This is a genomic window from Serratia sp. root2 (assembly GCF_031931805.1).
Lineage (GTDB): Bacteria > Pseudomonadota > Gammaproteobacteria > Enterobacterales > Enterobacteriaceae > Serratia > Serratia inhibens.
In genome coordinates this window covers 293291-318254 of sequence record NZ_JAUJXB010000002.1, presented here as the reverse complement: position 1 = coordinate 318254, position 24964 = coordinate 293291, and the positions used below count along the sequence as shown (strand labels likewise).

Annotated in this window: 20 protein-coding genes and 1 pseudogene; 7 read left to right on the top strand and 14 right to left on the bottom strand. The window is 58.4% G+C overall.

Annotated features, from left to right (window positions below; genetic code table 11):
- Positions 1–30: 30 nt before the first annotated feature.
- From QZQ97_RS15165 to QZQ97_RS15125, 9 genes are all read right to left on the bottom strand, one after another.
- The gene (locus tag QZQ97_RS15165; protein WP_122076910.1) at positions 31–768 is read right to left on the bottom strand and encodes a tryptophan 2,3-dioxygenase family protein; all 738 of its coding nucleotides are present in this window, start codon (positions 766–768) and stop codon (positions 31–33) included.
- A complete protein-coding gene (locus QZQ97_RS15160; protein ID WP_311994149.1) occupies positions 765–1577 on the bottom strand; it encodes a cyclase family protein in 813 nt (270 codons plus the stop codon). The genes QZQ97_RS15165 and QZQ97_RS15160 overlap by 4 nt, the downstream gene beginning before the upstream one ends.
- Positions 1564–7098 carry a non-ribosomal peptide synthetase gene (locus tag QZQ97_RS15155; protein WP_311994148.1) on the bottom strand — a complete coding sequence of 1845 codons (5535 nt, stop codon included), beginning with the start codon at positions 7096–7098 and terminating at the stop codon, positions 1564–1566. The genes QZQ97_RS15160 and QZQ97_RS15155 overlap by 14 nt, the downstream gene beginning before the upstream one ends.
- Positions 7099–7367: 269 nt before the next feature.
- Positions 7368–8297, bottom strand: a complete 930-nt coding sequence (locus QZQ97_RS15150) for a diiron oxygenase (protein ID WP_311994147.1) — start codon at positions 8295–8297, stop codon at positions 7368–7370.
- 15 nt (positions 8298–8312) lie between these two features.
- Positions 8313–8597 (bottom strand): 2Fe-2S iron-sulfur cluster-binding protein, encoded by a 285-nt coding sequence (locus QZQ97_RS15145; protein WP_311994146.1) that lies wholly within the window; start codon positions 8595–8597, stop codon positions 8313–8315.
- Positions 8598–9005: 408 nt separating this feature from the next.
- Entirely contained in the window at positions 9006–9968 is a 963-nt protein-coding gene (gene yjiA / locus QZQ97_RS15140; RefSeq protein WP_311994145.1) for a GTPase, read from the bottom strand.
- Between the two features lie 22 nt (positions 9969–9990).
- The gene (locus tag QZQ97_RS15135) at positions 9991–10194 is read right to left on the bottom strand and encodes a YbdD/YjiX family protein (RefSeq protein WP_004953088.1); all 204 of its coding nucleotides are present in this window, start codon (positions 10192–10194) and stop codon (positions 9991–9993) included.
- Positions 10195–10384: 190 nt separating this feature from the next.
- On the bottom strand, positions 10385–12565 hold the full coding sequence (locus QZQ97_RS15130; RefSeq protein WP_311994144.1) for a carbon starvation CstA family protein: 2181 nt from the start codon (positions 12563–12565) through the stop codon (positions 10385–10387).
- Between the two features lie 277 nt (positions 12566–12842).
- Positions 12843–14042: a serine hydrolase domain-containing protein gene (locus QZQ97_RS15125; protein ID WP_311994143.1), complete on the bottom strand. Its 1200-nt coding sequence runs from the start codon at positions 14040–14042 to the stop codon at positions 12843–12845.
- A 313-nt stretch (positions 14043–14355) separates the two neighbouring features.
- On the opposite strand from QZQ97_RS15125, the gene sfnG reads away from it, so the two are divergent.
- Positions 14356–15447, top strand: coding sequence for a dimethylsulfone monooxygenase SfnG (sfnG, locus tag QZQ97_RS15120; RefSeq protein ID WP_311994142.1), 1092 nt, complete (start codon positions 14356–14358; stop codon positions 15445–15447).
- Position 15448: 1 nt separating this feature from the next.
- Here sfnG and QZQ97_RS15115 read toward each other — a convergent pair whose 3' ends face one another.
- Genes QZQ97_RS15115 through QZQ97_RS15105 form a run of 3 tightly spaced genes read right to left on the bottom strand, consistent with a single transcriptional unit; the run spans position 15449 to position 18141 of the window.
- Positions 15449–16150 (bottom strand): trehalose-6-phosphate synthase, encoded by a 702-nt coding sequence (locus tag QZQ97_RS15115; RefSeq protein WP_311994141.1) that lies wholly within the window; start codon positions 16148–16150, stop codon positions 15449–15451.
- 14 nt (positions 16151–16164) lie between these two features.
- Positions 16165–16704 carry a GNAT family N-acetyltransferase gene (locus QZQ97_RS15110; protein ID WP_311994140.1) on the bottom strand — a complete coding sequence of 180 codons (540 nt, stop codon included), beginning with the start codon at positions 16702–16704 and terminating at the stop codon, positions 16165–16167.
- A 57-nt stretch (positions 16705–16761) separates the two neighbouring features.
- Positions 16762–18141, bottom strand: coding sequence for a glutamine synthetase family protein (locus QZQ97_RS15105; protein WP_311994139.1), 1380 nt, complete (start codon positions 18139–18141; stop codon positions 16762–16764).
- 255 nt (positions 18142–18396) lie between these two features.
- Here QZQ97_RS15105 and QZQ97_RS15100 point away from each other — a divergent pair, with 255 nt between their 5' ends.
- Both QZQ97_RS15100 and QZQ97_RS15095 read left to right on the top strand, forming a co-directional pair.
- Entirely contained in the window at positions 18397–18708 is a 312-nt protein-coding gene (locus tag QZQ97_RS15100; protein WP_311994138.1) for a hypothetical protein, read from the top strand.
- Between the two features lie 151 nt (positions 18709–18859).
- Positions 18860–19027 (top strand): annotated as a pseudogene (locus QZQ97_RS15095) (helix-turn-helix domain-containing protein); the annotation flags it as partial.
- 36 nt (positions 19028–19063) lie between these two features.
- Here QZQ97_RS15095 and yncE read toward each other — a convergent pair.
- Both yncE and QZQ97_RS15085 read right to left on the bottom strand, forming a co-directional pair.
- Positions 19064–20140 (bottom strand): 7-bladed beta-propeller protein YncE, encoded by a 1077-nt coding sequence (gene yncE / locus QZQ97_RS15090; protein WP_442995193.1) that lies wholly within the window; start codon positions 20138–20140, stop codon positions 19064–19066.
- 204 nt (positions 20141–20344) lie between these two features.
- Entirely contained in the window at positions 20345–21247 is a 903-nt protein-coding gene (locus QZQ97_RS15085) for a LysR family transcriptional regulator (protein WP_311994137.1), read from the bottom strand.
- A gap of 168 nt (positions 21248–21415) precedes the next feature.
- Between QZQ97_RS15085 and QZQ97_RS15080 the strand changes: the two genes are divergently transcribed.
- Genes QZQ97_RS15080 through QZQ97_RS15065 form a run of 4 tightly spaced genes read left to right on the top strand, consistent with a single transcriptional unit; the run spans position 21416 to position 24923 of the window.
- Positions 21416–22114: a CoA transferase subunit A gene (locus QZQ97_RS15080; RefSeq protein ID WP_311994136.1), complete on the top strand. Its 699-nt coding sequence runs from the start codon at positions 21416–21418 to the stop codon at positions 22112–22114.
- An 11-nt stretch (positions 22115–22125) separates the two neighbouring features.
- Complete coding sequence (locus QZQ97_RS15075; protein WP_311994135.1) at positions 22126–22779, top strand: CoA transferase subunit B; 654 nt, start codon at positions 22126–22128, stop codon at positions 22777–22779.
- 14 nt (positions 22780–22793) lie between these two features.
- Positions 22794–23984: an acetyl-CoA C-acetyltransferase gene (locus QZQ97_RS15070; protein WP_311994134.1), complete on the top strand. Its 1191-nt coding sequence runs from the start codon at positions 22794–22796 to the stop codon at positions 23982–23984.
- Between the two features lie 15 nt (positions 23985–23999).
- Positions 24000–24923, top strand: coding sequence for a 3-hydroxyacyl-CoA dehydrogenase family protein (locus tag QZQ97_RS15065; RefSeq protein ID WP_311994274.1), 924 nt, complete (start codon positions 24000–24002; stop codon positions 24921–24923).
- The last annotated feature ends 41 nt before the right edge of the window (positions 24924–24964 follow it).

Genomic DNA, 24964 nt, shown 5'->3' with positions numbered 1-24964 from the left:
GCGCGATCCCCGGGTTTTCGGCTAAGGCGATCAGTTGATCGCCTCCCACAGTTCGTCAAAGATCGGCGTAAACAGCGTGGATTTCAGGTAATCGGAACCGGCGGAGCCGCCGGTGCCTTTACGTTGGCCAATGGTTCTTTCCACCAGCTTGACGTGCCGATAGCGCCATTCCTGCAGCAGCGAGTCCAGATCCAGCAGCTGATTCAGCAACAGCGACTCGCTGGACGCTTCCTCCAGCACGGTTTTTATGATGGCCTTGAAGGACTCGGCCTGTTGTCCCTGGCGATCGTTGAGCAGCAGCAGGTGGCGCTGAACCGCTTGCCAGAGCGAGATTGGGCGAATGATCGCGCCAAGCATTTTCTGAATGGCCGGATCTTCACCGTACTGCTGCAACTTTTTACCGTTCGCTTTACCCAACAGCGCCTCAATGCCTGCAAATTGGTAGGACTGAAATCCGCTGGCGGAGCCGAGGTAACCGCGAAATTTTTGGAACTCATGGAATTTCAGCGTGAAAATCACCTCAATCTGGTTCACCACGGTTTTCGTGATGGCGTTGATGCGGATCAGCCCATTGTTGGCGGCGGCTATGTCACCGTTTTCTATCAGATCGATAAGGCAGTGGAGCTCATCGATCAGTTGTTTGAACCACAGTTCATACGTCTGATGCGTAATGATGAAGAGGTTCTCGTTGCGGTGTTCGCTCGGCGGCGAGGCCGGTTGCTGCAAAGCGAGTAGCTGATTTAACTGCAAATAACTTGAGTAATTCATGCTGCGTCATTCCCTCGGGAGAACGGAAACAAAATTGGTTTGCTGGGGAGGGCGTCGCCCGAACAATCCGGCAAATGCAATGACAGGAAATAGCTGCCGGCCGGGGTTGCCGGCGAAACCTGCGCCATTTCCGTTACGGAGCAGCGCAATCTTGCGCGCGCCTCCGCCGTCGGCAGGCCCATTCCCCAAAAGCAGCGGTGGTTGTCCATCCTGCCGTCATCGTGCAATCGGTCAATCGAAGGCACATCAACCAACAGGTGATGTACGCCAAGCTCGACGATGCGCGCCATCGCCTGGTGGCTGAAATAAGGCGGTATTTCATCCGCCAGCCGCCAGCTCGGCGCTTTGGCGGCGATCACCAACGCCTGAAGATAATGCGGCGCCACCTGCGACAGGGCATCGTCGATCGCCGCGCGGGTAATGACCAGGTCCGTTCCCCGGGCGCTCGCATTATAAGTTTCCGACATCTCGCCCGCCCTTTGCAGCGGCACCCGAATCAGCGTGGCGGCAATGAATGGCTCGAAAACCAACTCTGCCACGTTATGTTCGCCAGGCATGATGTGCCCGGCGCACTCCGTGTGGGTGCCGTGACAATGCGGCACCAAAGAGATGCGGGAGGCATTGCATGCCCCCCCATGCTCTACGCTGGCCAGCGAATCGCCGTAGCGCAGGGGCGCTGCGCTCGCCGGTGCCACGCCGTAGATATTGGTTGGGTTGTCGCCGAATGTCAGCATGGCGGACAGCGGGATCCGCTCATGGTGATGCACTCGGTGGCGCCGGCCGCGGTAGGTCACCTCAATGCACTCCATCCGCTTCCTCCCTGGTTTTGGTGAGCGCCAGCGCGGTCAGCTCGCGAATTTGGCTGTGCAGGATGAATTCGCGAATAGTGAGGGAAATGTGCATCGCCTGGCGAATGGCGTGCAATAGCCGTGGGATCTGCAGCGAGTTGCCGCCCAGGCTGAAAAAACTGTCCGTCACGCTGATGTGTTCCTGCATCAACACGGCTTGCCAGATTTCCTGCATGGCGTGTTCCGCGTCGCTGGCCGGCGGCACGTAATCCGTTTCGGAGGCCGAGTAGGTTATCGTCGGGGCAGGTAGCCTGCGAACGTCGATCTTGTTGTTGTTGGTCAGCGGGAAAGCGGACAGCACCATAAAGCTGGAGGGGATCATGATGTTGGGCAGCCTGCCTTTCAACGCCGCGCGCACGGATTTCTCGTTTAACTCCGCGCCGGGCACCATTTGCAGGTAACTGACGATCCTGGCGTTATTCCCTTCTCCGACGATCAGGCTCAAGGCATGCGCGATGCTATCCATGGCGGATAAATTGAGGTCGATCTCGCTGAGCTCAATGCGATGGCCGCGAATTTTTACCTGGTGATCGTTACGGCCCAGATATTCCAATTGCCCACGGCTGTTGAAGCGTGCGATGTCGCCGGTTTTATACAGGTAATGGACGGTACCAAGGACCTGGCGTTTGACGAACGCCTGGGCGCTCAGCGCACCGTTGTTCCAGTAGCCCGGAGATACGCCGGCGCCGCCCAGGCAAAGCTCGCCGAAAGCGCCGCTGGGCACCAGGCCGCCGGTCGAGTCCATGATGAAAGCCTCGGTCATGTTTATCGGCGTGCCGATGCAGGTGCTGTCGCCCTCAAAGGTCAGATCGGCGCAGGTTGACCAGATGGTGGTTTCCGTCGGCCCATAGACCTGCAGCACCTGAGTGGCGATGCGCCGCAGCTGTGAAAGCAGCGCGACGGGCATTTTCTCGCCGCCGCACAGCACCGTCAGCGGTCGGCTGCCCGCCGCCGGTAAATGACTGACGATGGTGCCCCAGACGGTAGGGGTGGCCTGAATGACGCTGGGTTGCTGCTGCTCGATAAAATGATAAAGCCTGACGGGATCCATGGCGGTTTCCCGCGGGCACAGCACGACATGGGCACCCGAGGCCAGAGAGCAAAACAGCTCCAGACCGAAAATATCGAAACTGATGCTCGTCAGGCTCAACATCTTGTCAGCAGGCCCCAGGGCCAGCCGGTCCGCAAAGTCATTGGTGAAATTGTTCAGATTGCTGTGGCTAATCATCACGCCTTTCGGGTTGCCGGTAGAGCCGGAGGTGTACATGATGTAAGCCAGCGGATCCTTTTCTCCATTCGAACGCGTTTGCTCAACGGCGGGGCGGGCAGACAGTATTGACTCGAAAGTCACGTGCGGGCAATCCGCCGGCACTGCGGCGTTTGCTTCGTCGGTGACCAGGATTTTCGTGCGCGCATCGTCAATCATGTACCGCACGCGATCCGCCGGGTAATGGACATCAATGGGAATATAGTATTTGCCGGCCTTGAGCGCGCCGAGGATCAGCGCCGCCACCCTGCAGCTCTTTTCCATCATGATGCCGACAGAAAACGCGTTGCTGTCCAGCGCGCTCAGGTAATGGGCGACATGCTCTGAGAGGCGCCACAGTTGCTCGTAGCTGTAACTCTCTTTTTCGCAGCTCACCGCCGGCGAATCCGGCTGCCTGCGTGCCAGGTCATGAATTTGCTCGATCAGCGTCCCACGCGCGCTCTGCGTCGTATTGCTTGCCAGCTGTAAAAGTCGGGTTTGCTCTGCCTCGCTGAGTGGGTTGATAGCGGCAAGCGCCATCGAGGGGGATTGCGTCAGCAGCTGATGCAGCACCTGTTCATAATTGTTCAGCATCATCTGCAATCTGGCGGCGTGAAACAATTCGCTGGCGTAATCAAGCTCAATGCTGATGCCGTCTGCGGTCAGGCTGAAGTTCCAGGTCATGTCGAACATCGAGAAACCCGAAGACACCGGCAATTTTTGCAATGAGCAATCATGGAGGCCGGCCTGACACACGTCCCCGGCGTTTTGCAGAATAGCCATGATTTGGAACAGCGGGTTTTTGTTCGATACGCGCTCGTAATCAAGCTGGTGGAGAATGCGGTCGAAGGACAGCTGTTGGTGCCGATAGGCGCCCGTACAGGTTTCCGTCATTTTACCGATCAGGGTTGCCAGGGTGTCACTCGCGCTCAGTACCGTGCGCAGCGGTACGGTATTGACGTGGAATCCGCTCACCTGCTCGAGGTAAAGGTTGTCGCGCGCGGCGATGGCGCTGCCAATGACAATATCGTCTTGGTTGGTGTATTTACTCAGCAGATAGGTCAGTGCTGCGGTAAGCACAACGAAGGGAGTCGCGCCCAATACCCTGGCGCGCTGTTCCAGCAGCCCCGCGATGGCGGGATCCAACCGGCGGCATATGCGTTCGCCGGCATGCGTCGGTGCCAGGGGGCGAGGCATGTCCAGGGGGAAATCCAACTCTCTGCACGCGTGCAGTTTTTGCTGCCAGTAGGCGATATCGCTCTCGAGGCGGGGTTCCCCGACATCATTGACGATATCAATTGTTTGAACCTCTGGCGCCGGCAGTGCGTAGGGGCCTCCGCCGCACAGATGATTGTATTGCCGCCAAAGATCGTTGAGGATGAGGTCCTCACTCCAGGCGTCGGTCAGAATGTTGTGTTTCACCCACACTAACACGTGGTGCTGGTCATGGTACTGCACCAAACGCAGGGTGACCGGCGGGCGGCGGGTAATATCGAAGGGGACGGCGCAAAGCTGTTTCACCCTGTCTTCCAGAGGCGGATGCTGCCCGGTAAGGGTATGCCCGGCAAGGTTAATGGGAATATGCGGCAGCGCATGCTGATAGGCGATGCCCTGAGCCTCGCCAAATTGAGTACGCAGGCTTTCATGTTTTTCATAAATGAAATTGATGGCCTGCTCGAACAGCGAAAGATTTAGCGGCCCGCGGATCTCCACCGCAATGGGCAGGTTATAACTGCAATCATCAGGATTCAGCGCGCTCAGGTACCACAGTAAATTTTGCTGGGGGCTGAGCGCCGCCCGGCGTTGCTCGCCGATGGGAACGGCTCTGTCTGCGGAAACCGCCTTATTCTCAATATATTCCGCCAGCTTGCGTATCGTATTGTTTTGGAAAAGGTCGGCGATATTCAGACGACAGCACAAATCCCGGGCGACCAGCGAAACGATTTTACTCATGGTAAGTGAGTGTGCACCCAGGCAGATAAAGTCTTGCGTGACGTCGGCGCGGGTACAACCGATGGCCTCGGTCACGATGCGCTCCAGGATCACTTCCGTTTCGGTTTCCGGCAGCGCCATATCGCCGTCATTGTCTTCTATAACCCAGTTTTCCAACTGTTGGCGCGCCACTTTGCCATTGGTGGTCAACGGCAATGCAGGCAAGAACACGAAAGCGGTCGGAATGGCGGCGGCATGCAGCAGAGGGGCCAGCGAATGCCGCAAGCCATCGGCGGTCAGCGCCGGCGACGACGCTTGCACAAACGCCACCAGCGCTTTGCCGGCGGCCTGCGGTTTGGCTACCACGCACACGCTTTCTACCTGCGGATGGGTGCGAATGGCCGTTTCCACTTCGCCAATTTCGATGCGCACGCCGCGGATCTTGACCTGATGGTCTTTGCGGCCAATAAAAATAATATTGCCCTGTTTATCCCATTTGGCGACATCGCCCGTTTTGTAAATGCGTTCTTTACCCTGACTGCCGGGTAGGGCGATCGTGATGAATTTTTCGCCGGTCAATTCGGGCTGATTCAAATAACCGCGGGCAAGGCCGTGGCCGGCGATGCACAATTCACCCTCGAAGCCGAGAGGCTGCAGATTATTGTGCGCATCCAGGATATGGCAGCGGTAATTCTTCAGCGGTTTGCCAATGCAGTTCCAGGCCACGCCGGGCCGGTATTCGCACAGAGAAGTGGCGATGGTGGCCTCTGTCGGGCCATAGCCGTTGCACAGACGAGTTTGCTCTGCCCACCAGGCCACCACATCCGCCGGCGGTGCATCGCCCATCACAATCATCGATTTTAATCCGCGCCAGGCTTCACGCGGCAGCAACTCAAGGATGGCCGGGGTAATGGTGATATGGTTCACCTCGTGCCGCGCGAGGTAACGGAATAAGGCATCGGTTTCGGTATGCAATGCCGCAGGGGCGAGGTAGAGCGTTGATCCGCTGATCAAGGCGCCATAAACATCCCAGCCAAAAGCGTCAAAACCCAGAGAGGCAATCGACAGGACTTTACTGCCGGTTTCCAACCGCATGAAGTCGCGATGGTTTTGCGCGACATTGGCAAGCCCCTCACGAGTGATCATGACGCCTTTGGCTTTGCCGGTGGTGCCCGAGGTGTAACAGAGGTAAGCCAGGCCATCAGACGGCCGGGGAAGATGTGACGCCGGCAGGGTCATTGCCTGGTAGTTAATGGTTGCCGGATCAATGCACGGCGCATTCCCCGCCTGCAGAAGGGTATCGGCCAGGATCAGCGTGGGCCGCACATCATCAAGGATATTCTGATTGCGGGTTGCCGGGGCCTGCGGGTCGAGCAGAACATAGGTCTTATTACTTTTCAGGATGCCCAGCATCACGATCGGCAGCAGGGCGGATTTCTGCATGGATACGGCGATAATGTCGTGGCCGTCTACGTCGCCGCGGTGTTCGAGCAGCCAGCAAGCCATTCTGTCGGAGGCGTCATCGAGCTCAGCGTAGCTGTATTCTCTGTCGTCGGCGTGCAAGGCGATAAGCGCCGAATTTGCCGCCGCCGTACGGCGAAACAGGGTGACAATATCTTGGGAAAGCAGGGCCGCGTCCGCGGTATCATTGAAGGACGCCAACTGGCGTATTTCATCAGGCGAAATGACCAGCGGCGCGGTAGCGGGATCGTCCTGAGAGGTGAGCAGCGCGTCCAGATAGTCGGTGAAGCGTTGGAAACGGGCATCGTCCCCGGTGACCGTGACCCACACGCCATCGCCGGCGGGGGCCAGGGAGATCATCGCATGGGTTTGCGCGTATCGGTTTTGTTTGAGAATGCCGGTTTCATTGAAGAAGAAATGCCGCAGGTTTTGATTCTCCGGCGTGACCTGATCTTCGGCAAGGGTATGGAAGTCAGCCTCTTTTCGCCAGGTGACGAAACAGAGATCGGTCGCGCAACGCCCCTGGGTTTGGTCACCCAGCCGCTGTAAAAGCGTGACGATCAAAGCGCGCAGGCGTTCTGGCGGAGCGGAATAACATTTCTGGCCGATGCAAGGAGGCAAACTGATATTGTCAGGCGGTATGCCGCGTGACAGAGAGACCACTACGTCGCAGATTAAGTCTTTCAGCTGCGCTGCGTTATTTCGTTGGCTATGTCGGGCATCGGGTATCAGGCTGCCGCACAGGTAGCCGGTTTTTTCTTTTTGAATAAAATACAGGGATAAGTATTCTTGTTTTTGTAAACTATCAATATCGGTGATTATTTCTTTATTGGACGATATCACCAGAACGTTTTCAGATAATTTCTGCAGTCGTTGTAATTCCTCCTGATGATTGTTTGTCGTTATTATCAGGTCGATTTTTTCGGCTGGTAGGAGGGGTGAAGATAACGGGTAAATATGATGTCCATATTCTTGTATTTCTGAGGTGAGCGCTTCCCCGCAATGGATATCACCTGAGAATACTATGTTTAATAGTTCCACATTGGCTTCCTAGTAATAGTGTAACGTGAGCATCCGGTGCTGATGCCCAGTTTTAATTCGGTTTGTCTGTTTTATGCCTGCGTTATTTTTGAAATCGGCAGGTCTTCGAGTATGCCCGCTTTATCCAGTGCCAGCAGCATCTGCTGCGTAACAATATTATTGGTTTCCCATGGCTTGGTGTCGGCAGGTGGGTAAGTGTCGTGAATGACGGCGGCGATGGCTTCTGCATCCATATTCAAATGACCTAGCATCCGGGCGCTAAATTCTTTAGCGATGGCATCCGTCGTATAGTGTTCAATAAAGGTCAGGATGGGGCGTTTCATCGCCTCTTTTGCATGCGTATCGCTGTGGCGCCATATATGCCCAAGTATCTGTTGAGAAAAGCGGGCGTGTCGGCCTTCGTCCGCGACATGGTCTTTCATGATCTGATAGAAGGAGGGGAAAATATTTTCATTGTCGATGACATCGATGAGATCGGTGGTTAACGCCTGTTCTGACAGGGAAACGCACACCAGCCGGAATAATTCACGGTGTTCATCCGGGGTCTGACCAAGCGCGAGCGCGAGCGCGAAGGACGCTTCGGTGTCTTTCGGCATGCTCAGCGGCGCTATGCCCGTCATCTGTTCGACCTGATTGATAAGGTCCAGTGCGACCAGAGCATGATAGGACTCATCTACAACGACGGTTAATGCATCCAGGCGCATATCCGCGGGGAAATCGACGCCTGCGGTATTTTTGTATAGTTTGTAGGTTGAGTCATTAATAATATCCAGCTCAATGTTGGCAATGCCATTCAGATAGTGATAAAGCGTTTGGACCTGAATATAGCGCAGCGCTTCGTCACCTAACGCTGCCACACGCGGGTGCATGCAAAGCGGCAGGCGTTCCGTAGGGAAATATTGCCTGGATTGGTAATCTTGCTCATTAAGTATGCGACGCGGACGGGAACGGACAATAGCAGCGCGATCCCATTTTTTCAGGGTTGTTTCAATTATACTCACGGAAAGAATCCTTCTTTAGTAGAGTTCGACTTCAATATCCGACAGCGGATAGGCACAGCAAGCTAATATAATATTTTCCTCAAGCTCATCTTCGGCCAGGGCGCTTTGTTTTCCATGACGCACTTCACCTTTGACTAACAACATTTTGCAACAGCCGCATTTTCCTGCGCGACATAAATGTGGAATATCGATACCTTTACTCTCAAAGTTATCTAATAGTGACTTCTCGGAGCAAAAGCTACCTGTGTCCTCACCATCAAGAATAACCTGATAGTGGGCGGTTTTTGATTGTGAAATCATGGCGGGGATTCCCTTGGCTATTAATTAAATGGTGTGGTTTCCATTATTCTTCCCTGATTGAATGATATTTTTATTTATGTGCCTTAATGGCGGAATAACAGTAGCTTCTGAGTTGTTTATTGTCAACATGAATGGTTAATAACTTTAACATTTCATTAATGTTTGCGTTGTCTTTTTATTTTTTAATGGTTAATTCGTTAATTATTTCTTTTTTTATTTTTACAGGTGCAGATGTTCATATTGCAAGAAGTGTCTTTGTAATAATTGATTTTAAAATTATTTTATTTGGTAGCGACCGCCGGCGGGGGCGTTGAATATTCACTTCTGTTGGAGGGACCTCGTCCCGTTAACGAAAAAGGGCAAGCTTTCGCTTACCCTTTGGCTGGTGCAGTACGCAACGGCGCTATCTCAACCCAACCCGCCAATCCGCCCCCGAATCTCCTCCTCAGGCAAATCCACGCCGATAAACACCAGCGTACTGCGGCGTTCCTCATCCGGCAGCCACTCGCGGTCCCAGTCGGCGTTATACAGCCGTTGCACGCCCTGGAACAGCAGCCGGCGCGGTTCGTCCTTGATCGACAAAATGCCCTTGTAGCGCAGCAGGCTGTCGGCGTACTCCAGCAGCAGGCCTTCCATCACTTCTGAAATTTGCATCAGTTCCAGCGGCAGGTCGTGGTACACCACGATCGACCGGATGTTGTTCTGCGGTTGCGGAATGCGGCGGAACAGCGGGGCGGGCGGCGTCAGGTTCAGCCTGTCGTTGAGCGTAAAACCTTCGATGCCGAACAGCAGGCTCAGGTCGATATCGCCGTGCGTCACTGTGTAAACCGGTGCGCGGGCGTTCATCAGCTGCAGGCGTTGGGTCAGTGCCTCGCAGTCCGGCGCCACGTCGGTTTTGCTCAGCAGAATGCGGTCGGCGTAGCCCACCTGCGCCTGCGCGATGCTGAACTGGTTCAGTTGTTGCTCGGCGTGCGCGGCGTCCACCAGCGTGATGATGCCGTCCAGCAGGAAGCGTTCGCAAATGAGCTCGTGCGAGAAAAAGGTCTGGGTGATCGGGCCGGGGTCGGCCATGCCGGTGCACTCGATGATCAGCCGGTCGAATTCCAACTGGCCGCTGTCGACACCGTCCAACAGGTCCAGCAGCGCGTCTGCCAGTTCGTTGGCTTTGCTGCAACAAATGCAGCCGTTGCTCAGGGTGGTGATGCGGCTGGCGCGGTCGCCGATCAGCGCGTTGTCGATCGGCACTTCGCCGAATTCGTTTTCGATAACCGCAATCTTGTAGCCGTGGTTGGCGTTCAGAATATGGCGCAGCAGGGTGGTTTTGCCTGCGCCCAAAAAGCCGGTCAAAATGGTGACGGCGATGGGTTTCATGTCGGGTCCTTATTGACTCAAATCAGCAGCAGCGCATACCGCCTTTGCCGTCGCCGCCGTAGCGGGCCTGCTGGCGTTCGCGGAAAAACTCTTTATAGGTCATCACCGGCTTGTCCGGGTGGTTGTCTTTCATGTGCTGGACGTAGGTATCGTAGTCGGGCACACCCACCAGCATGCGCGCCGCCTGTCCGAGATATTTCCCCGCCTGGCCGAGATTTCCGAACATGGCCTTCTCCCAAAAAATTACCCTGCGTACCCGTCGTCTTTCGAGCCGCAGCGGTGTTGGCTGCACTCACGAACCCCAGTCACTTACTTGTGTAAGCTCCTGGGGGGCGCTCATTTGCCGCCGTGCTGCGGCTCGAAATCCATTGGGTACTACTTAGCTTTCATTATGCAGGGTATCCGTTAAATCGCCATCAGTGCTGCGGCGAAACTTTGACGTCCCCCTCAGTTACGCCGTGGGATGGCTTCTCTTCGGGCACGGGCACGTACGGCGTTTCCTGGTCGCTGCGATTCGGGTTTTTATACGCCGCCATCGCGGTTTTCACCCCGTAGAAGATGATGCTGTACACCACCAGCAGGAACAGAATGCTCAGCCCGGCGTTGGTGTAGTTGTTCACCACGATATGCTGCATGTTGGCCACCTGTTGGGTGCTCAGCTCGGCGCCGCCCTCGGCGATTTTGCGTTTGTACTCGCCGGCCTGGAAGAAGAAACCTTCCAGCTGCGGGTTATCGCTAAACAGCTTCAGGCCCAGCGCATAGGTGGTGCAAATCAGCAGCCACACCGCCGGTAGCACGGTGACCCAAATGTATTGGGTACGCTTCATCTTGATCAGCACCACGGTGCCCAACACCAGCGCCACGGCCGCCAGCATCTGGTTGGAGATGCCGAACAGCGGCCACAGGCTCTTCACGCCGCCGAGCGGATCGACCACCCCTTGGTACAGCAGGTAGCCCCACAGCCCCACGCAGCCGGCGGTGCCGACGATACCGGCCACCAGCGAGTCGGTTTTTTTCAGGAAGGGCGCAAAGTTGCCCAGCAAGTCCTGCAGCATAAAACGGCCGGAACGGGTGCCGGCGTCCAGCGCGGTCAGGATAAACAGCGCTTCGAACAGAATGCCGAAGTGATACCAGAAGCCCATATTGGCGCCAGGGATGATCTGGTGGAATACGTGGGCGATACCCACCGCCAGCGTAGGCGCGCCACCGGCTCGGTTCAGCACCGAAGGCTCGCCGATGTCCTTGGCGGTTTGCAGGATCTGTTCAGGGCTGATGACGAAGCCCCAGGAACTGACGGTCGCTGCCGCGTGCGCGGTCACATCTTTGAGCGACGCCATGATCATCGGCGCGTCTTCGGTACCCAAACGGTGCAGGTCCGGCATGGTGATGCCCAGTGCAGCCGGTGGGGTGTTCATGGCGAAGTACAGGCCCGGTTCGATGATCGAGGCCGCCACCAGCGCCATGATGGCGACGAAGGATTCCATCAGCATCGCGCCGTAACCGATAAAGCGCGCGTCTTTTTCATTGGCCAACAGCTTCGGCGTGGTGCCGGAAGCGATCAACGCATGGAAACCGGAAACCGCGCCGCAGGCGATGGTAATGAACAGGAACGGGAACACCGAGCCTTTCCACACCGGGCCGGTGCCGTCGACAAACTGCGTCACCGCCGGCATTTTCAGCTCGGGGTTGAGGATCACGATGCCGATCGCCAGCCCGACAATCACGCCAATCTTCAGGAAGGTGGCCAGATAGTCGCGCGGCGCCAGGATCAGCCACACCGGCAGCAGGGCGGAGACAAACGCATAGCCGATCAGCGTGTAGGTGATGGTGGTGTCTTTAAAGGTCAGCGCCGGGCCCCAGTACGGGTCCTGGGCGATCACGCCGCCGAACCAGATGGACGCCACCAGCAGCACGATGCCAATCACCGACACTTCACCCACCCGGCCGGGGCGCAGGAAGCGCATGTAAATGCCCATAAACAGCGCGATCGGCACGGTGGCGCAGACGGTGAACACGCCCCACGGGCTTTCCGCCAGGGCTTTCACCACGATCAGGGCCAGCACCGCCAGAATGATGATCATGATCAGGAAGCAGCCGAACAGCGCGATGGTGCCCGGCACCGGGCCCATTTCCTTTTTGATGATCTCGCCGAGTGAAGCGCCATTGCGGCGCGAGGAGATGAACAGCACCATAAAGTCCTGCACCGCCCCCGCCAGCACCACGCCGCCCAACAACCACAGTGTGCCGGGCAGGTAACCGACCTGCGCCGCCAGCACCGGGCCGACCAGCGGGCCTGCGCCGGCAATGGCGGCGAAGTGGTGGCCGAACAGCACGTTCTTGTTGGTCGGCACATAGTTCAGGCCGTCGTTGTTGACCACCGCCGGGGTGGCGCGGAAGGCGTCCAGCTTCATCACCTTGGTGGCGATATACAGGCTGTAATACCGGTACGCCACCAGATACACCGCCACCGACGCGACGATGATCCACAGCGCACTGATGTGTTCGCCACGGCGCAGCGCAACCACGCCCAGGCAGGAAGCACCGAGTATCCCCAGTAGCATCCACGGAATGTGTTTTAAAATCCCCTCTCGGTTCATGAGGTGTCCTTAATATTCTAATCTGCAAAAAATGAGTGAGTTAATCCGCTTATAAGATGTTTCAGGCGCGTGGCCGGGGTGCGAATAACGGTGGAGCCGTAGGTTTGGCAACAGCTCATCATCAAGGGTCTGGAGAGGGGAAGACATGTGAATTTCAGTCAGCGGTTCCCTGCGCTGGGCGAACGGTTGAAATGGGCGGGTAAGCGGTTGGGGCCGTGTTCGGGGTGAACGGCATCGGGCGCAGCCGATGCCGTATGCAGCAGCTTAATGGGTTGAGTCAAACGGGGGGCGTTTCCTCGCCGCTCATTATCGCCATCACTTTTTTGGCGAGCCAGGTGGCAAGAGTGGTGCCATTCACCGTCAACCCCTCAACGTTCACCATTACGCTAACCCCGGCAGGAGAAGCGATTTGGCCGGGGGCGTCGCTGGCTATCAGCAACAGATAGCTGTTGGCGCCCGCCAGGTCGCCATCCTTATAGAGCCTTGCCGGTGACAGAGCGGATGCCGGGGTCATGAACCATCCCATGCACAGCTGTGACGTACCGGCGGTGACACCGGTTGTGGGCGTATGGAGTTTTTGCAGCAGGATTTCGCTATACGGCAGGTTCTTATTCAGGCCCAGATTAAACCTCAGCCATTGCAGCATATCCCGTGGTGAGGTCATCACGCCGCCACCGCCGTAATACGCGTCGAAGTTGGCGGAACTGGGCGATGCGAGCTCGTAGGTGCCGTCATTGCCATTGTCGCCGGCGCTATAGGTATAGCAACGAGGGAGCATTTTCGGTGCAGCGGGCGGTTTAGGCCCGGTAGAGAGCGTGCCCTTGATATACGGCGGGCTGTACTGCGAATCGTTCATCCCCAATGGGCGGAAAATCCAGCCGTCGATGAGTTGCGCAAATTTGGCATGGCCGATTTTTTCGGCCAGCAACCAGCCCAGCAAAGAGAAAGCCAGATTCGAGTAGGTATAGTCGAGCTCGGTTTCTTCAGGTTCAAAGGGATTGCCGCGCAGGAACCCGAACATCTCGTCAACTTCATAAGGAACCGGAAAAGGCGTCGGCAGGGTGCCGGATCCCGGCACATTATCGGCCGGAAAACCCGAGGTGTAATTCACCAGGCTGCGCAGGGGAATATCAAGATAATTGCTGCCGAGGGTGGAAGGACGCACGATATCCCCGACGGTGGTGTCGTCATCAATCATGTCTTTTTGCAGGGCCATAGCGTAGGCGGTGGCGGTAAAGGTCTTGCTGCAGGAGGCAATTTTAAACAGCACGTCATCGGTGAATGCCATGGAATTGTTATCCCAATCGCGTAAATTACCGTACCGGTAAATCCCGCCTGGGTCGGGGAAATCGCCGCCATCCCAACAGATGGCAATACCCACCCCATCGGGGAAAGGCTCGGTTTGCTGGTCGCTGGCTTGTTGGATCAATTGCTCCAACTGGTCGGTGGTCGGCGGGCGATAGCTATAGTCAGGCATGGTGCTTTCCTCTATCAACACGCCGGAAGGGGCGTTCAATCAAGATAGCTTATATTTTGCACAGTGATGGAGGGCGTCGCTCGCTGCTGCATGGGCAACACCCGCCCGACAGCCGCTGCTGCCAATGCAACAGGTTCTGTTTTACTTCTCTCGCTAACCTTTTATTTTTCAATTAGATCGACTGATCAGGCGGTTGGCACGCATCCTGCTAATCGGTTTATAACCAAATTTAGTTATTTAATATCTATAAATAAATAATGGTTATATAAACGCCGCATAACGGCACCGACATTCAGAAAAAGGGAGAGAAAGCATGTCCAAATCGAACGAGCAGCAGCCGATTCAGTTTGCCTACTGGGTGCCGAACGTGTCCGGTGGGCTGGTGATCAGCAATATCCCGCAGCGTACCGGCTGGGATATCGGCTACAACCGCAAGCTGGCGCAAATCGCCGAGTGCGCCGGTTTTGACTACGCGCTGACCCAGATCCGCTTCACCGCCGGTTACGGGGCGGATAACCAGCATGAATCGGTGTCGTTCTCGCAGGCGTTGCTGGATGCCACCTCAAGGCTCAAGGTGATCGCCGCGCTGCTGCCGGGGCCGTGGAACCCCACGCTGGCGGCCAAGCAGATCGCCACCATCAGCCACCTGTCCGATGCGCGCATTGCGGTCAATATCGTCAGCGGCTGGTTCCGCGGCGAGTTCAAGGCCATCGGCGAGCCGTGGCTGGATCACGAGGAGCGCTATCTGCGTTCGGAAGAGTTTATCCGCTGCCTGCGCGGCATCTGGACTGAGCCCAGCTTCACCTTCGCCGGCGATTTTTATCGCTACCGCGACTACTCGCTCAAACCCAAACCGCTGGATCCGCTGCCGGAGATTTTCCAGGGTGGCAGCTCACGTGCGGCGCGCGACATGGCGGCGCGGGTTTCGGACTGGTATTTCACCAACGGCAACAGCGTAGAGGGCATCAAGCAGCAGGTGGACGATCTCCAGACCAAGGCGACGGCCAATCGCCACCGCGTGAAGGTCGGGGTGAACGGCTTTGTCATTGCGCGCGATACCGAGCAGGCCGCGCAGGCGGTGTTGCAGGAGATCATCGACAACGCCAATCCGGCGGCGGTAAAAGGCTTCGAGCACGAGGTGAAGAACGCCGGGGCGGCCTCGCCGGAGGGCGAAGGCAACTGGGCCAAATCCAGCTTCGAGGATCTGGTGCAGTACAACGACGGCTTTAAAACCAACCTGATCGGCACCCCGCAGCAGATTGCCGAGCGCATCATCGCGCTGAAAGACGCCGGGGTGAACCTGATGCTGCTGGCGTTCCTGCATTTCCAGGAAGAGGTGGAGTTCTTCGGCAGAGAGGTGATCCCGCTGGTGCGTGAACTGGAACGCCAGCGGGCGGCAGCCTGAATCAGTAAATCTTCCTGGCGTTGATCCCGGCCGGGAAGAGGCCGGTGGCGAAGATGTGCCCGTTAACCTGCAACTGGTCGTCGGGCAACATCTCCAGCGGGTATTCGCTGGCCAGATAGCTGAGGAAGTTATTGCGGTCGTCAAGCGACTGAAAGCCGATCAGATCGTAGAAAAACAGCGACTCGATTAACCCGCGGTGCTCGGGGATCTGCCTGAGCAGCGCCGCCGACGGGAACGGCAGGTGAAAAAAGAACGCGCTCGGGTTCAGCAATCCCTGTTCCTTGAGCGCCTGGCCGCAGGGCAGCAACTGGTAATCATCGATGCAGATGATGTCGTCTGGGCAAACATACTCGCAGGCGATGTCGGCGAAATGCAGGTTGAGCTGCCGGTAAGCCCGGTAATTCTCCGGCGTGAAATGCGCTTTCTCCGGCTGGTTGTGGAACACCGGCCACAGGCCATCGTGATAGTAGCCCTGATAGTGGCGGCAAAACTCGTCGATCGACAGCGGGAAGGTCACCTGTTCATAGCCGACGTTGTGCCGATAGTTGACCGGGCGCTCGCCAAAGTTTTGTACGTCGCCGTTCCAGCCCAGCCACAATCCCCGCTCCGCCTCACTCGTGCTGCCGGGCGAAAGGGCCTGCGTGGCGCAGGCCAGATCCTTGCTGTCACACTGCTTATTTGAGATCAAAACCAAACGGGACATGGGGCTTTCCTTACTCAGTGCACAGACTGGGGGATATTGAGTGCGCCGGAGGGCTGATCAATCGCGGGCTGCGTGATGGTCCACACCCTGTCTGGCTGGTTGATCGGTTCATAGCCTGCCTTGGCGTACAGCCACGGCGCCTGGCTGGCGTAGAGCATGATACGGTGCAGCCCGCTCATGAGCGGATGTTCCAGGCAACTGTGCATCAGCCATTGCCCCAGCCCATTGCCGCGGTATTCGGCAGTGATAAACACGTCGCTCAACCAGGCGAAGGTGGCGTGGTCCGTCACCACCCGGGCAAAACCGATCTGGCGTTTTTTTCGGTACAGGCCGAAGCACAGACTGTGGCGAATAGCGTGCTCCAGCGTGGCGCGGTCGATCCCCTGCGCCCAGTGCGAATGACGGAGAAAGTGATGAATAAAATCGATGTCCAATAGCCGGCGATCGGTGCTGATCGTCAATGCACCTTTATGCCAGGTGAATAGCGGCCCATCATTTACTGCGTTCGGCTGATTATTTTTGTCGGTTATTACCGACCGAGGTTGATACTTCATCGTCGTCCTCTGTGCATTGCCAATAAATAAGGTCGCCACCGGGGGGAAACCACGGCGTTACAGCATCCAGCTTATTTCCGCCTCGGTGACCTGCTCTTCAAAACGGCGCAATTCGGCGGTTTTGCAGGTGTGCCACAGTGAGGTAAACGCCGGGCCGAGCGTTTCGCGCAGCGGCAGGCTTTGCCGGAACAGCGTGAGCGCTTCTTGCTGGCTAAGCGGTAGCGCCGCCGCGTCATCGTTTTCATACCCGTTGCCGCAGGCCGCCGGGGGCAGCGGCAGTGGGTGCTCCAGCCCGTACAGCATGCCGCTCAGCATCGCCGCCACCGCCAGATAAGGGTTGGCGTCGGCACCGGCCAGCCGGTATTCGATCCGCTGGTTGGCGCTGTCGGCGCAGGGCAGACGCAGCGCCACCGTGCGGTTGTTGTGGCCCCAGGAGGCGCGCAGCGGCACGTGCATGCCTGGGCGGAAACGGCGGAACGCATTGATGTTCGGCGCGAATATCGCCATCGAGGCCGGCATCAGCGCCAGCATCCCGGCGATCGCCTGCGTCATGGTGGCGCTCGGTTCACCCGGCGTGCCGGCCAACAGGTTGTGGCCCTGTTCATCCTGCAAACTGATATGAAAATGCAGACCGCTGCCGGCGGCTTGCGCGCAGGGCTTGGCCATAAAGCAGGCGTGCTGGTGGTGTTTTTCCGCCATCTGGCGCGTCAGCCGTTTCAGGGCCAGCACCTGGTCACAGGCTTCCAGCACCCGCGCACTGTGGTGCAGGTTCAACTCATATTGGCCGGAGGCCGCCTCGGCCACGATCCCCGTCAGCGGCAGCGCCTGCAGCCGGGCCTGATGCTCAATCTCATTGAGCAGCGCGTGGTGGCGCTCCGGCGCATCGACAGAAAAACTCTGCGTTGGGCTGTGGCTGCTCCCGGCGGGCAGTTGCTGTGGATCGTGCAGATAAAACTCCAGCTCGGCCGCCACCACCGGGTAATAGCCTTTGGCATGCAAGCGCCCGAGCAGCTGTTGCAGTACCACGCGCGGTTCCAGCTCGCAGGCGTCGCCATCGGCATTTTTCATCGTCAGCAGCAGTTGAGCATGGCGTTGCGGATCGCGGGCGCAGGGCCGCAGCGTGCCGGGCACCGGCAGGCACAAGCGATCCGGTTCGCCCGCCTGCTGGCCCAGTCCGCTTTCTTCGATCACCCGCCCGCCGAGATCCATGGCGTAAATCGATAAGGGGAAATAGCAGCCCTTATCCAGCGAGAACAGTTCGGCAACCGGCAGCCGCTTGCCGCGAAACTGGCCATTCAGATCGTTGAGGTAAATATCGACGTGTTCGGTATCCGGATAGCGCTGTAAATACTGTTCGACTTCTTTGCGAAATGAGCGAGACCGCGAAGCGGGAATATCCGCCAGCAGAGGGTTAAAACCAATAATATTAGAATACATGGTGGCCCCCGAGCTTAATGAAAAACGCGGGTTCAGTCATAAACAAGGTAGGGTATAAACACATGAGGCATCCGTCTCGTGAGGCCATAATGGCGATGTAATGATGTTATCCGTGGCCCTGAAAACTGTCTGTAAAAACGCCGTAACTTTATTTCCGCGCAGAATAAAAAAGCTGTAAATAATGCGTGTGGCTCTGATGGTTGAATAATAAAAGGCTGCATATACTGCGGAGAACAAAACAAGTTGGAGAGAGCCATGCTCAGAATCATTATCGTATTTGCCGCCGTCATCATCGCCTTCAACGCGGCAGCCTCGTCCGAAGCGGCCTGGGCCAAGGGCGATAAAGCGCTGCAGGCTGCCTGCCTGAAGGCCAGCGGATTGAAAGCGGCCAAAGCCGCCGGGGCGATCATTCATTATGATGACAGCGTCGGCTACTCGGCGCTGTTGATCAGCGGGCGCTACCCGCAGCCGTTTATGAAGAACAAGCCGGGCAAAGAACTGTGCCTCTACCGGCGGGCGACCCAAAAGGCAGTGGTCCAGGAAGCCGACGGGCTGTTTGGCCGCTGATACTCTGGTGCATCCAATTTGGGTATTGCGAATATAGGCTACGGCCTATCATTTGAGGCAGTGAAATAAGCCCATGCCGAGGGATAATTTAATGGGTACTTTAAAAGACATGCTAGCCTCGCGTACCCCGGAGAGCCTGTAACGAATCGAAGAAATGGCGAATAATCTGGGTATCTCCCAGCCTTCCGTCGCGGCGATAGAGCAGCGTGGCAATGAGCTGAAGATATCGACATTGAAGCGCTATGTGGAAGCCATGGGCGGAACTCTGCGGCTGGATGTCGAGCTGCCGGACGGCAAGCACGTTGGATTTAGAGTTTAAAGGCCAAAAGGGGCGCCGAAGCGCCCCCGGGCTTGATTATTTCAATGCGATACGAATCACGTCATCCGGTGCCGTGGCTTCTTTTTCGCGGCTGGAGGCCTGTTTGACGCTGACGTACAGCGTCTGGCCATCCGGTGACAGCGCCAGGCTGTTCGGGTGGGTCGGCGTCTTGAGAGTGTGCAGCAGCTTGTAACTTTTGGCGTCAATCACGCTCACTTCGCCCGCCTTGCGGTGGGTCACGTAAACTTCATTGCGCGTCGGGTTGAACAGCACCGCCAGTGATTCCGGCACTTCGATTTTGCTCAGGACAGTGCCGTCGCGGGTGTCGACAACCAGCACCTGCGCCTGCTTGGAGTCGGTGATAAAGGCGCGGTGGGTGGCCGGATCCAGGCTGAGGTTCAAGAAGAAGTGCTCTTTGGCTTCATCCAGCTTTTTGCGGGTGAGCACCTTGTTGGTTTTGGTGTCGATAGTCACCAGCTCGCCGTCGGCGTTGGTCACGTACAGGCGGCTTGCGGCCGCATCCAGTGCCAGACCGGTACCGTACTTGCCGGTTTCGGTGATGGTGGTGCGCAGGGTAAGGTCTTTGCCGTCTACCACCCAAACCACGCTGGATTCACCCAGCCCGGTAATGTACAGGGTGTCGGTCGCGGCGTCGGCCACCAGCTCACGCGGTGCCAGCGGTTTTACCGTCTCGGAGCGTTTACGCGCATCCAGCACCAGGCGGCCTTTGACCTCACCGGTTTTACCGTCGATGGCAGTGACCGAGTTATTGACGGTGTTGCCGAAGAACAGCGTATCGGTTTTGCTGTTAATGGCCGCGCCGAAAGGTTTGATGTCGTTGTGAATCACCTGGGTGATGTCCAGCGTCTTGGGGTCCAGCCGATACACCACGCCGCCTTTGTCCAGCTTGCGGCTTTGCGAGGTGGCCAGATACAGCGCGTTCTCGCCCTGGCTGTAGACCATCTCATAAGCGCCTTTACCGACCGGTTTGCGCAGCAGTTCCGGTTCGCCCTGGGCCAGCAGCGGGGTGGAAAACAGCATTGACGTGAGCAGCAGCAGCGGGAAGGTGGCGCGTGCGCCAAAGCGGCGGCTGGTGGTGGTTGCAGAATTCATAACCTCTCCATGGAGTTAACAAAGCATATCGCCCACAGGGCGGTTGCCCTGGAGCCAGGAAAGCTCAACATTGAATAAAAGGGAAAATCCGGCCGGTCGCGTCGTTGCGCGCCGATCCTTGTATTTGCGAATAGTAATCATTATTCATGGCGAAGGGGAGCTATTTCGGCAGGGGGTGGGTGGGAAATCACAGTGTGGAGGAGGTTAGCGCCGTGCGGCCGCGGCCATGCGCGTTTCGATCACCCCGGCAAGCGCCTGGGCTGCGGAAGACAGGCGGTGCTGGGTGAGCCGGATAAGCCCGACCCGCCGTTCGATAATCGGGCCGACCAGCGGCACGCACACCGCGCCCAGTTCGCCCATCTGTTGTTCGCACAGTGCCGGTACCGCGCTGGCACCGAGCCCATTGGCCACCATGCGGCCGACCGTCACCAACTGATGGCTTTCAAATGCCACTTCCAGGTTTCTCCCGCTTCTTGCCAACTCCTGCTCCAGCAGCAAACGCACCGCCGAAGGGCGCTGCAGGGTAATAAAGTCCAGCGTCAGCAGCTCCTTCCAGCTCACCTGCGGCCTGCCCGCCAGCGGTGAATCTTTCGGCACTACCGCCACAAAGCGATCGTTGCACAGTGGAGTGAAGTGCAGGGTATCGCTCGGTTCCGGCTCAAAGGCGATGCCCATTTCCACCCGGCCTTCACGGATCATCTCGAACACCTGCTCGTTAATCACGTCGTGCACCGCCACGTTGATCCCGGCGTAGCGATCGCGAAACGCCTTGAGGATCGGCGGAAGCGGGTTGGCGGCGAACGACGGCATGGCGGCGATCGACACCTTGCCCAGTTGCAGGGTAAAACGCTGGTGCATTGCTTCTTCCACGTTGTCCCAGTCTGCCAGCAGTTGGCGCGCCATTGGGAAGAAGCTTTCGCCCTCTGGCGTCAGCGTCACGCGGCGGGTGGTGCGCAACAGCAACTGGCCGCCCAGCACCTCTTCCAGCCCGCGAATAGTGAGGCTCAGCGCCGGCTGCGAAATATTCAGCCGTTCGCTCGCCTGGGCGAAGTTAAGAGTGTGAGCTACCGCTAAAAACGCGCGTAACTGTTTGATGCTCATTTTCATTTTTGTTTTGGTTAACTCTTTGTAAATTTAAGGTTAACGGATGATTAATAAAAATTCTAAATGAATGGGGCATAAAAACAAAATTAACAAATCATTTTTGTGACCTGAAGATGCCCTGACGCAAGCAAGGGCATACCGCCCTGCGCCACAGAATTCAGGGGCAAGGATATGGCAGGGCTAGACAAACGCGTCGGCAGCTATCAGGAAGCACTGGCCGGCCTGACGGACAATATGACGGTGCTGGCGGGCGGTTTCGGCCTGTGCGGCATCCCGGAAAACCTGATCAATGAGATCCGCCGCCGCGGGGTGCGTGGCCTGACGGTAGTTTCCAACAACTGCGGCGTCGACGGTTTCGGTCTCGGCCTGCTGCTGGAGACCCGTCAGGTCCGCAAGGTGGTGGGCTCCTACGTTGGCGAGAACGCACTGTTCGAACAGCAGGCGCTCAGCGGCGAGCTGGAGGTGGAACTGACGCCGCAGGGCACGCTGGCGGAAAAAATCCGCGCCGGCGGCGCCGGCATTCCGGCGTTCTTCACCGCCACCGGCTACGGCACCCCGGTAGCGGAGGGCAAAGAGGTGCGCGAGTTCAACGGCCGCCCCTACATCATGGAAACCGCCATCACCGGCGATTTCGCCATCATCAAGGGCTGGAAGGCCGATCACTTCGGCAACGTTGTCTACCGTCATACCGCCCAAAATTTTAATCCGCTGATGGCCACCGCCGGGCGTATCACGGTGGTGGAGGTGGAAGAGATCGTCGCGCCTGGCGAGCTGGATCCGGCGGCGATCCACACTCCCGGCATCTACGTCGACCGGCTGATCCAGGGCACTTTCGAAAAGCGCATCGAGCAGCGCACCCTGCGGGCATAAGGAGAACAGGCATGCTTACCCGTGAACAAATGGCGCAGCGCGTGGCGCAGGAACTGAAAGACGGCTACTACGTCAATCTGGGCATCGGCATCCCGACGCTGGTGGCCAACTACGTGCCGCCGGGCATGGACGTGATGCTGCAGTCGGAAAACGGCCTGCTGGGGATGGGCGAGTTCCCGACCGAGCAACAGCTGGACGCCGACATGATCAACGCCGGCAAACAGACCGTGACCGCGCGCATCGGCGCGTCGATCTTCGACTCGGCGCAGTCGTTCGCCATGATCCGCGGCGGCCACGTCGATCTTACCGTGCTGGGCGCGTTCGAAGTGGACGTCGCGGGCAACATCGCTTCGTGGATGATCCCCGGCAAGATGGTCAAGGGCATGGGCGGCGCGATGGATCTGGTGGCGGGGGCGGAAAACATCATCGTGGTGATGACCCACGCCTCGAAGGGCGGCGAATCCAAGCTGTTGCCGCGCTGCACGCTGCCGCTGACCGGCGCCAACTGCATCCGCAAGGTGTTGACCGATTTGGCCTATCTGGAAATTGAAGACGGCGCCTTCGTGCTGCGCGAGCGCGCGCCCGGCGTCAGCGTGGAAGAGATCGTCGCCAAAACCGCCGGCCGGCTGATTGTGCCGCCGACGGTGCCTGAAATGCGTTTCTGAAGCTGGAGGTGAATGTGCAACAACGTGAAGTGGTTATTGTGGCCGCCACCCGCACCCCGGTGGGCAGCTTTCACGGCGCGCTGGCGCCGCTGACGGCGGTGGATCTCGGCACCCTGGTGGTGAAAGCGCTGCTGGAACGCAGCGGCGTGCGGCCGCAGCAGGTGGATGAGGTGATCCTCGGGCAGGTGCTGACCGCCGGCTGCGGCCAGAACCCGGCGCGCCAAACCGCGTTGAACGCCGGGCTGCCTCACAGCGTACCGGCGCTGACCGTCAACAAGGTCTGCGGCTCCGGCCTGAAGGCCATCCAGCTGGCGGTGCAGGCCATCCGCTGCGGCGACGCAGAGGCCGTCATCGCCGGTGGTCAGGAGAGCATGAGCCAGGCACCTTACCTGATGAACGGTGCGCGCGCCGGTCTGCGCCTCGGCCACGCTCAACTGGTCGACAGCGTGATCCACGACGGCCTGTGGGACGCCTTCAACGATTATCACATGGGCATCACCGCCGAAAATCTGGCGGAGAAGTACGCCATCAGCCGCGAGGAGCAAGACAGGTTTGCGCTGGCGTCGCAGCAGAAGGCCCAGGCGGCGCAGCAGGCCGGGCGCTTTGTGCAGGAGATCACCCCGGTGTCGGTGCCGAAGCCGAAAGGCGAACCGCAGCGCGTCGAGCACGATGAGCAGCCGCGCGGCGATACCCGTCTGGAAGGGCTGGCTCGGCTGCGCCCGGCGTTTCGCAAAGAGGGCACGGTGACTGCCGGTAATGCGTCATCGCTGAACGACGGTGCGGCGGCGGTACTGCTGATGAACGCCGAAAAAGCCGCCGAGCTGCGGTTGCCGGTGCTGGCGCGCATCGCCGGTTATGCCGCCTCGGGCGTCGATCCGGCGTTCATGGGCATCGGCCCGGTGCCCGCCGCGCGCCGCTGCCTGGAGAAAGCCGGCTGGCGGCTGGACGAGGTCGACCTGATCGAAGCCAACGAAGCCTTCGCCGCGCAGGCGCTGGCGGTAGGCAAGGAACTGGGCTGGGATACCGAGCGGGTTAACGTCAACGGCGGGGCGATAGCGTTGGGTCACCCGATCGGCGCTTCCGGCTGCCGCATTTTGGTCACGCTGCTGCACGAGATGCAGCGCCGTGAAGTGAACAAGGGGCTGGCGATGCTGTGCATCGGCGGCGGGCAGGGCGTGGCGCTGGCGGTTGAGCGCGTTGGATAACCCGAGGAGATCATGATGCGTTCACCTGACTATGTGGTGCTGGGCGCCGGGCTGATGGGGGTAGGCATCGCCACCCACTTTGCCCGCCACGGCCACGCGGTGCTGCTGTACGATCCGGACCCGCGGCGGCTGGCGGAGGTGCCGGCAGTGGCGGGCAGCATTTTGGCGGAACTGAGCGATGTGGGGCTGTTTGCCGCCGCCGATAGCCCAACCGCGCTGGCTCGGCTGAGTGTGACCGACCAACTTGACGACGTGGCGCGCGCCCGGTTGCTGATCGAGGCGATCCCCGAGCGGCTCGAGCTGAAGCACGCGCTGTACGAGCAACTGGAGGGGTTGATCGCCGACGACGCGGTGATCGCCAGCAACACCAGCGGGTTGCCGCCGGACGAGCTGGCGGTGCGCATGATTCATCCGCAGCGGCTGCTGATCGCCCATTTCTGGAACCCGCCGCACCTGATCCCGCTGGTGGAGATCGTGCCCGGCAGCGCCACCGAACCGCGTCATCTGGCGGCGGTGCAGGCGCTGTTGAGCGGCATGGCGCTGGAGGCGGTGGTGCTGGACCGCGCCGCGCCGGGCTTTGTCGGCAACCGGCTGCAGTTTGCGGTGCTGCGTGAGGCGCTGCATATCGTACACAGCGGCATCGCCAGCGCCGAGGTAGTGGATCAGGTGATGCGCGCCTCGCTGGGGCGGCGCTATGCGATGGTCGGCCCGCTGGAGGCCGCCGACATGACCGGGCTGGAGACGGTGGCGGACATCGCCCGTCATTTGTTGCCGGAGCTGGCAACCAACGAAAGCATGATGACGCTGGTGGCAGATCGTCTGCGCCAGGGCAATACCGGGCTGCGTAGCGGCCAGGGGTTTTATCTCTGGGATAAGGCCCGCAGGGAGCGAATTCAACAACGGCGGGCGCACCAGCTGCGCTTCGCGCTGAAGCCTTAACTTCTCACTTCTGTACCTGACAATAACAACGATATTGAGGA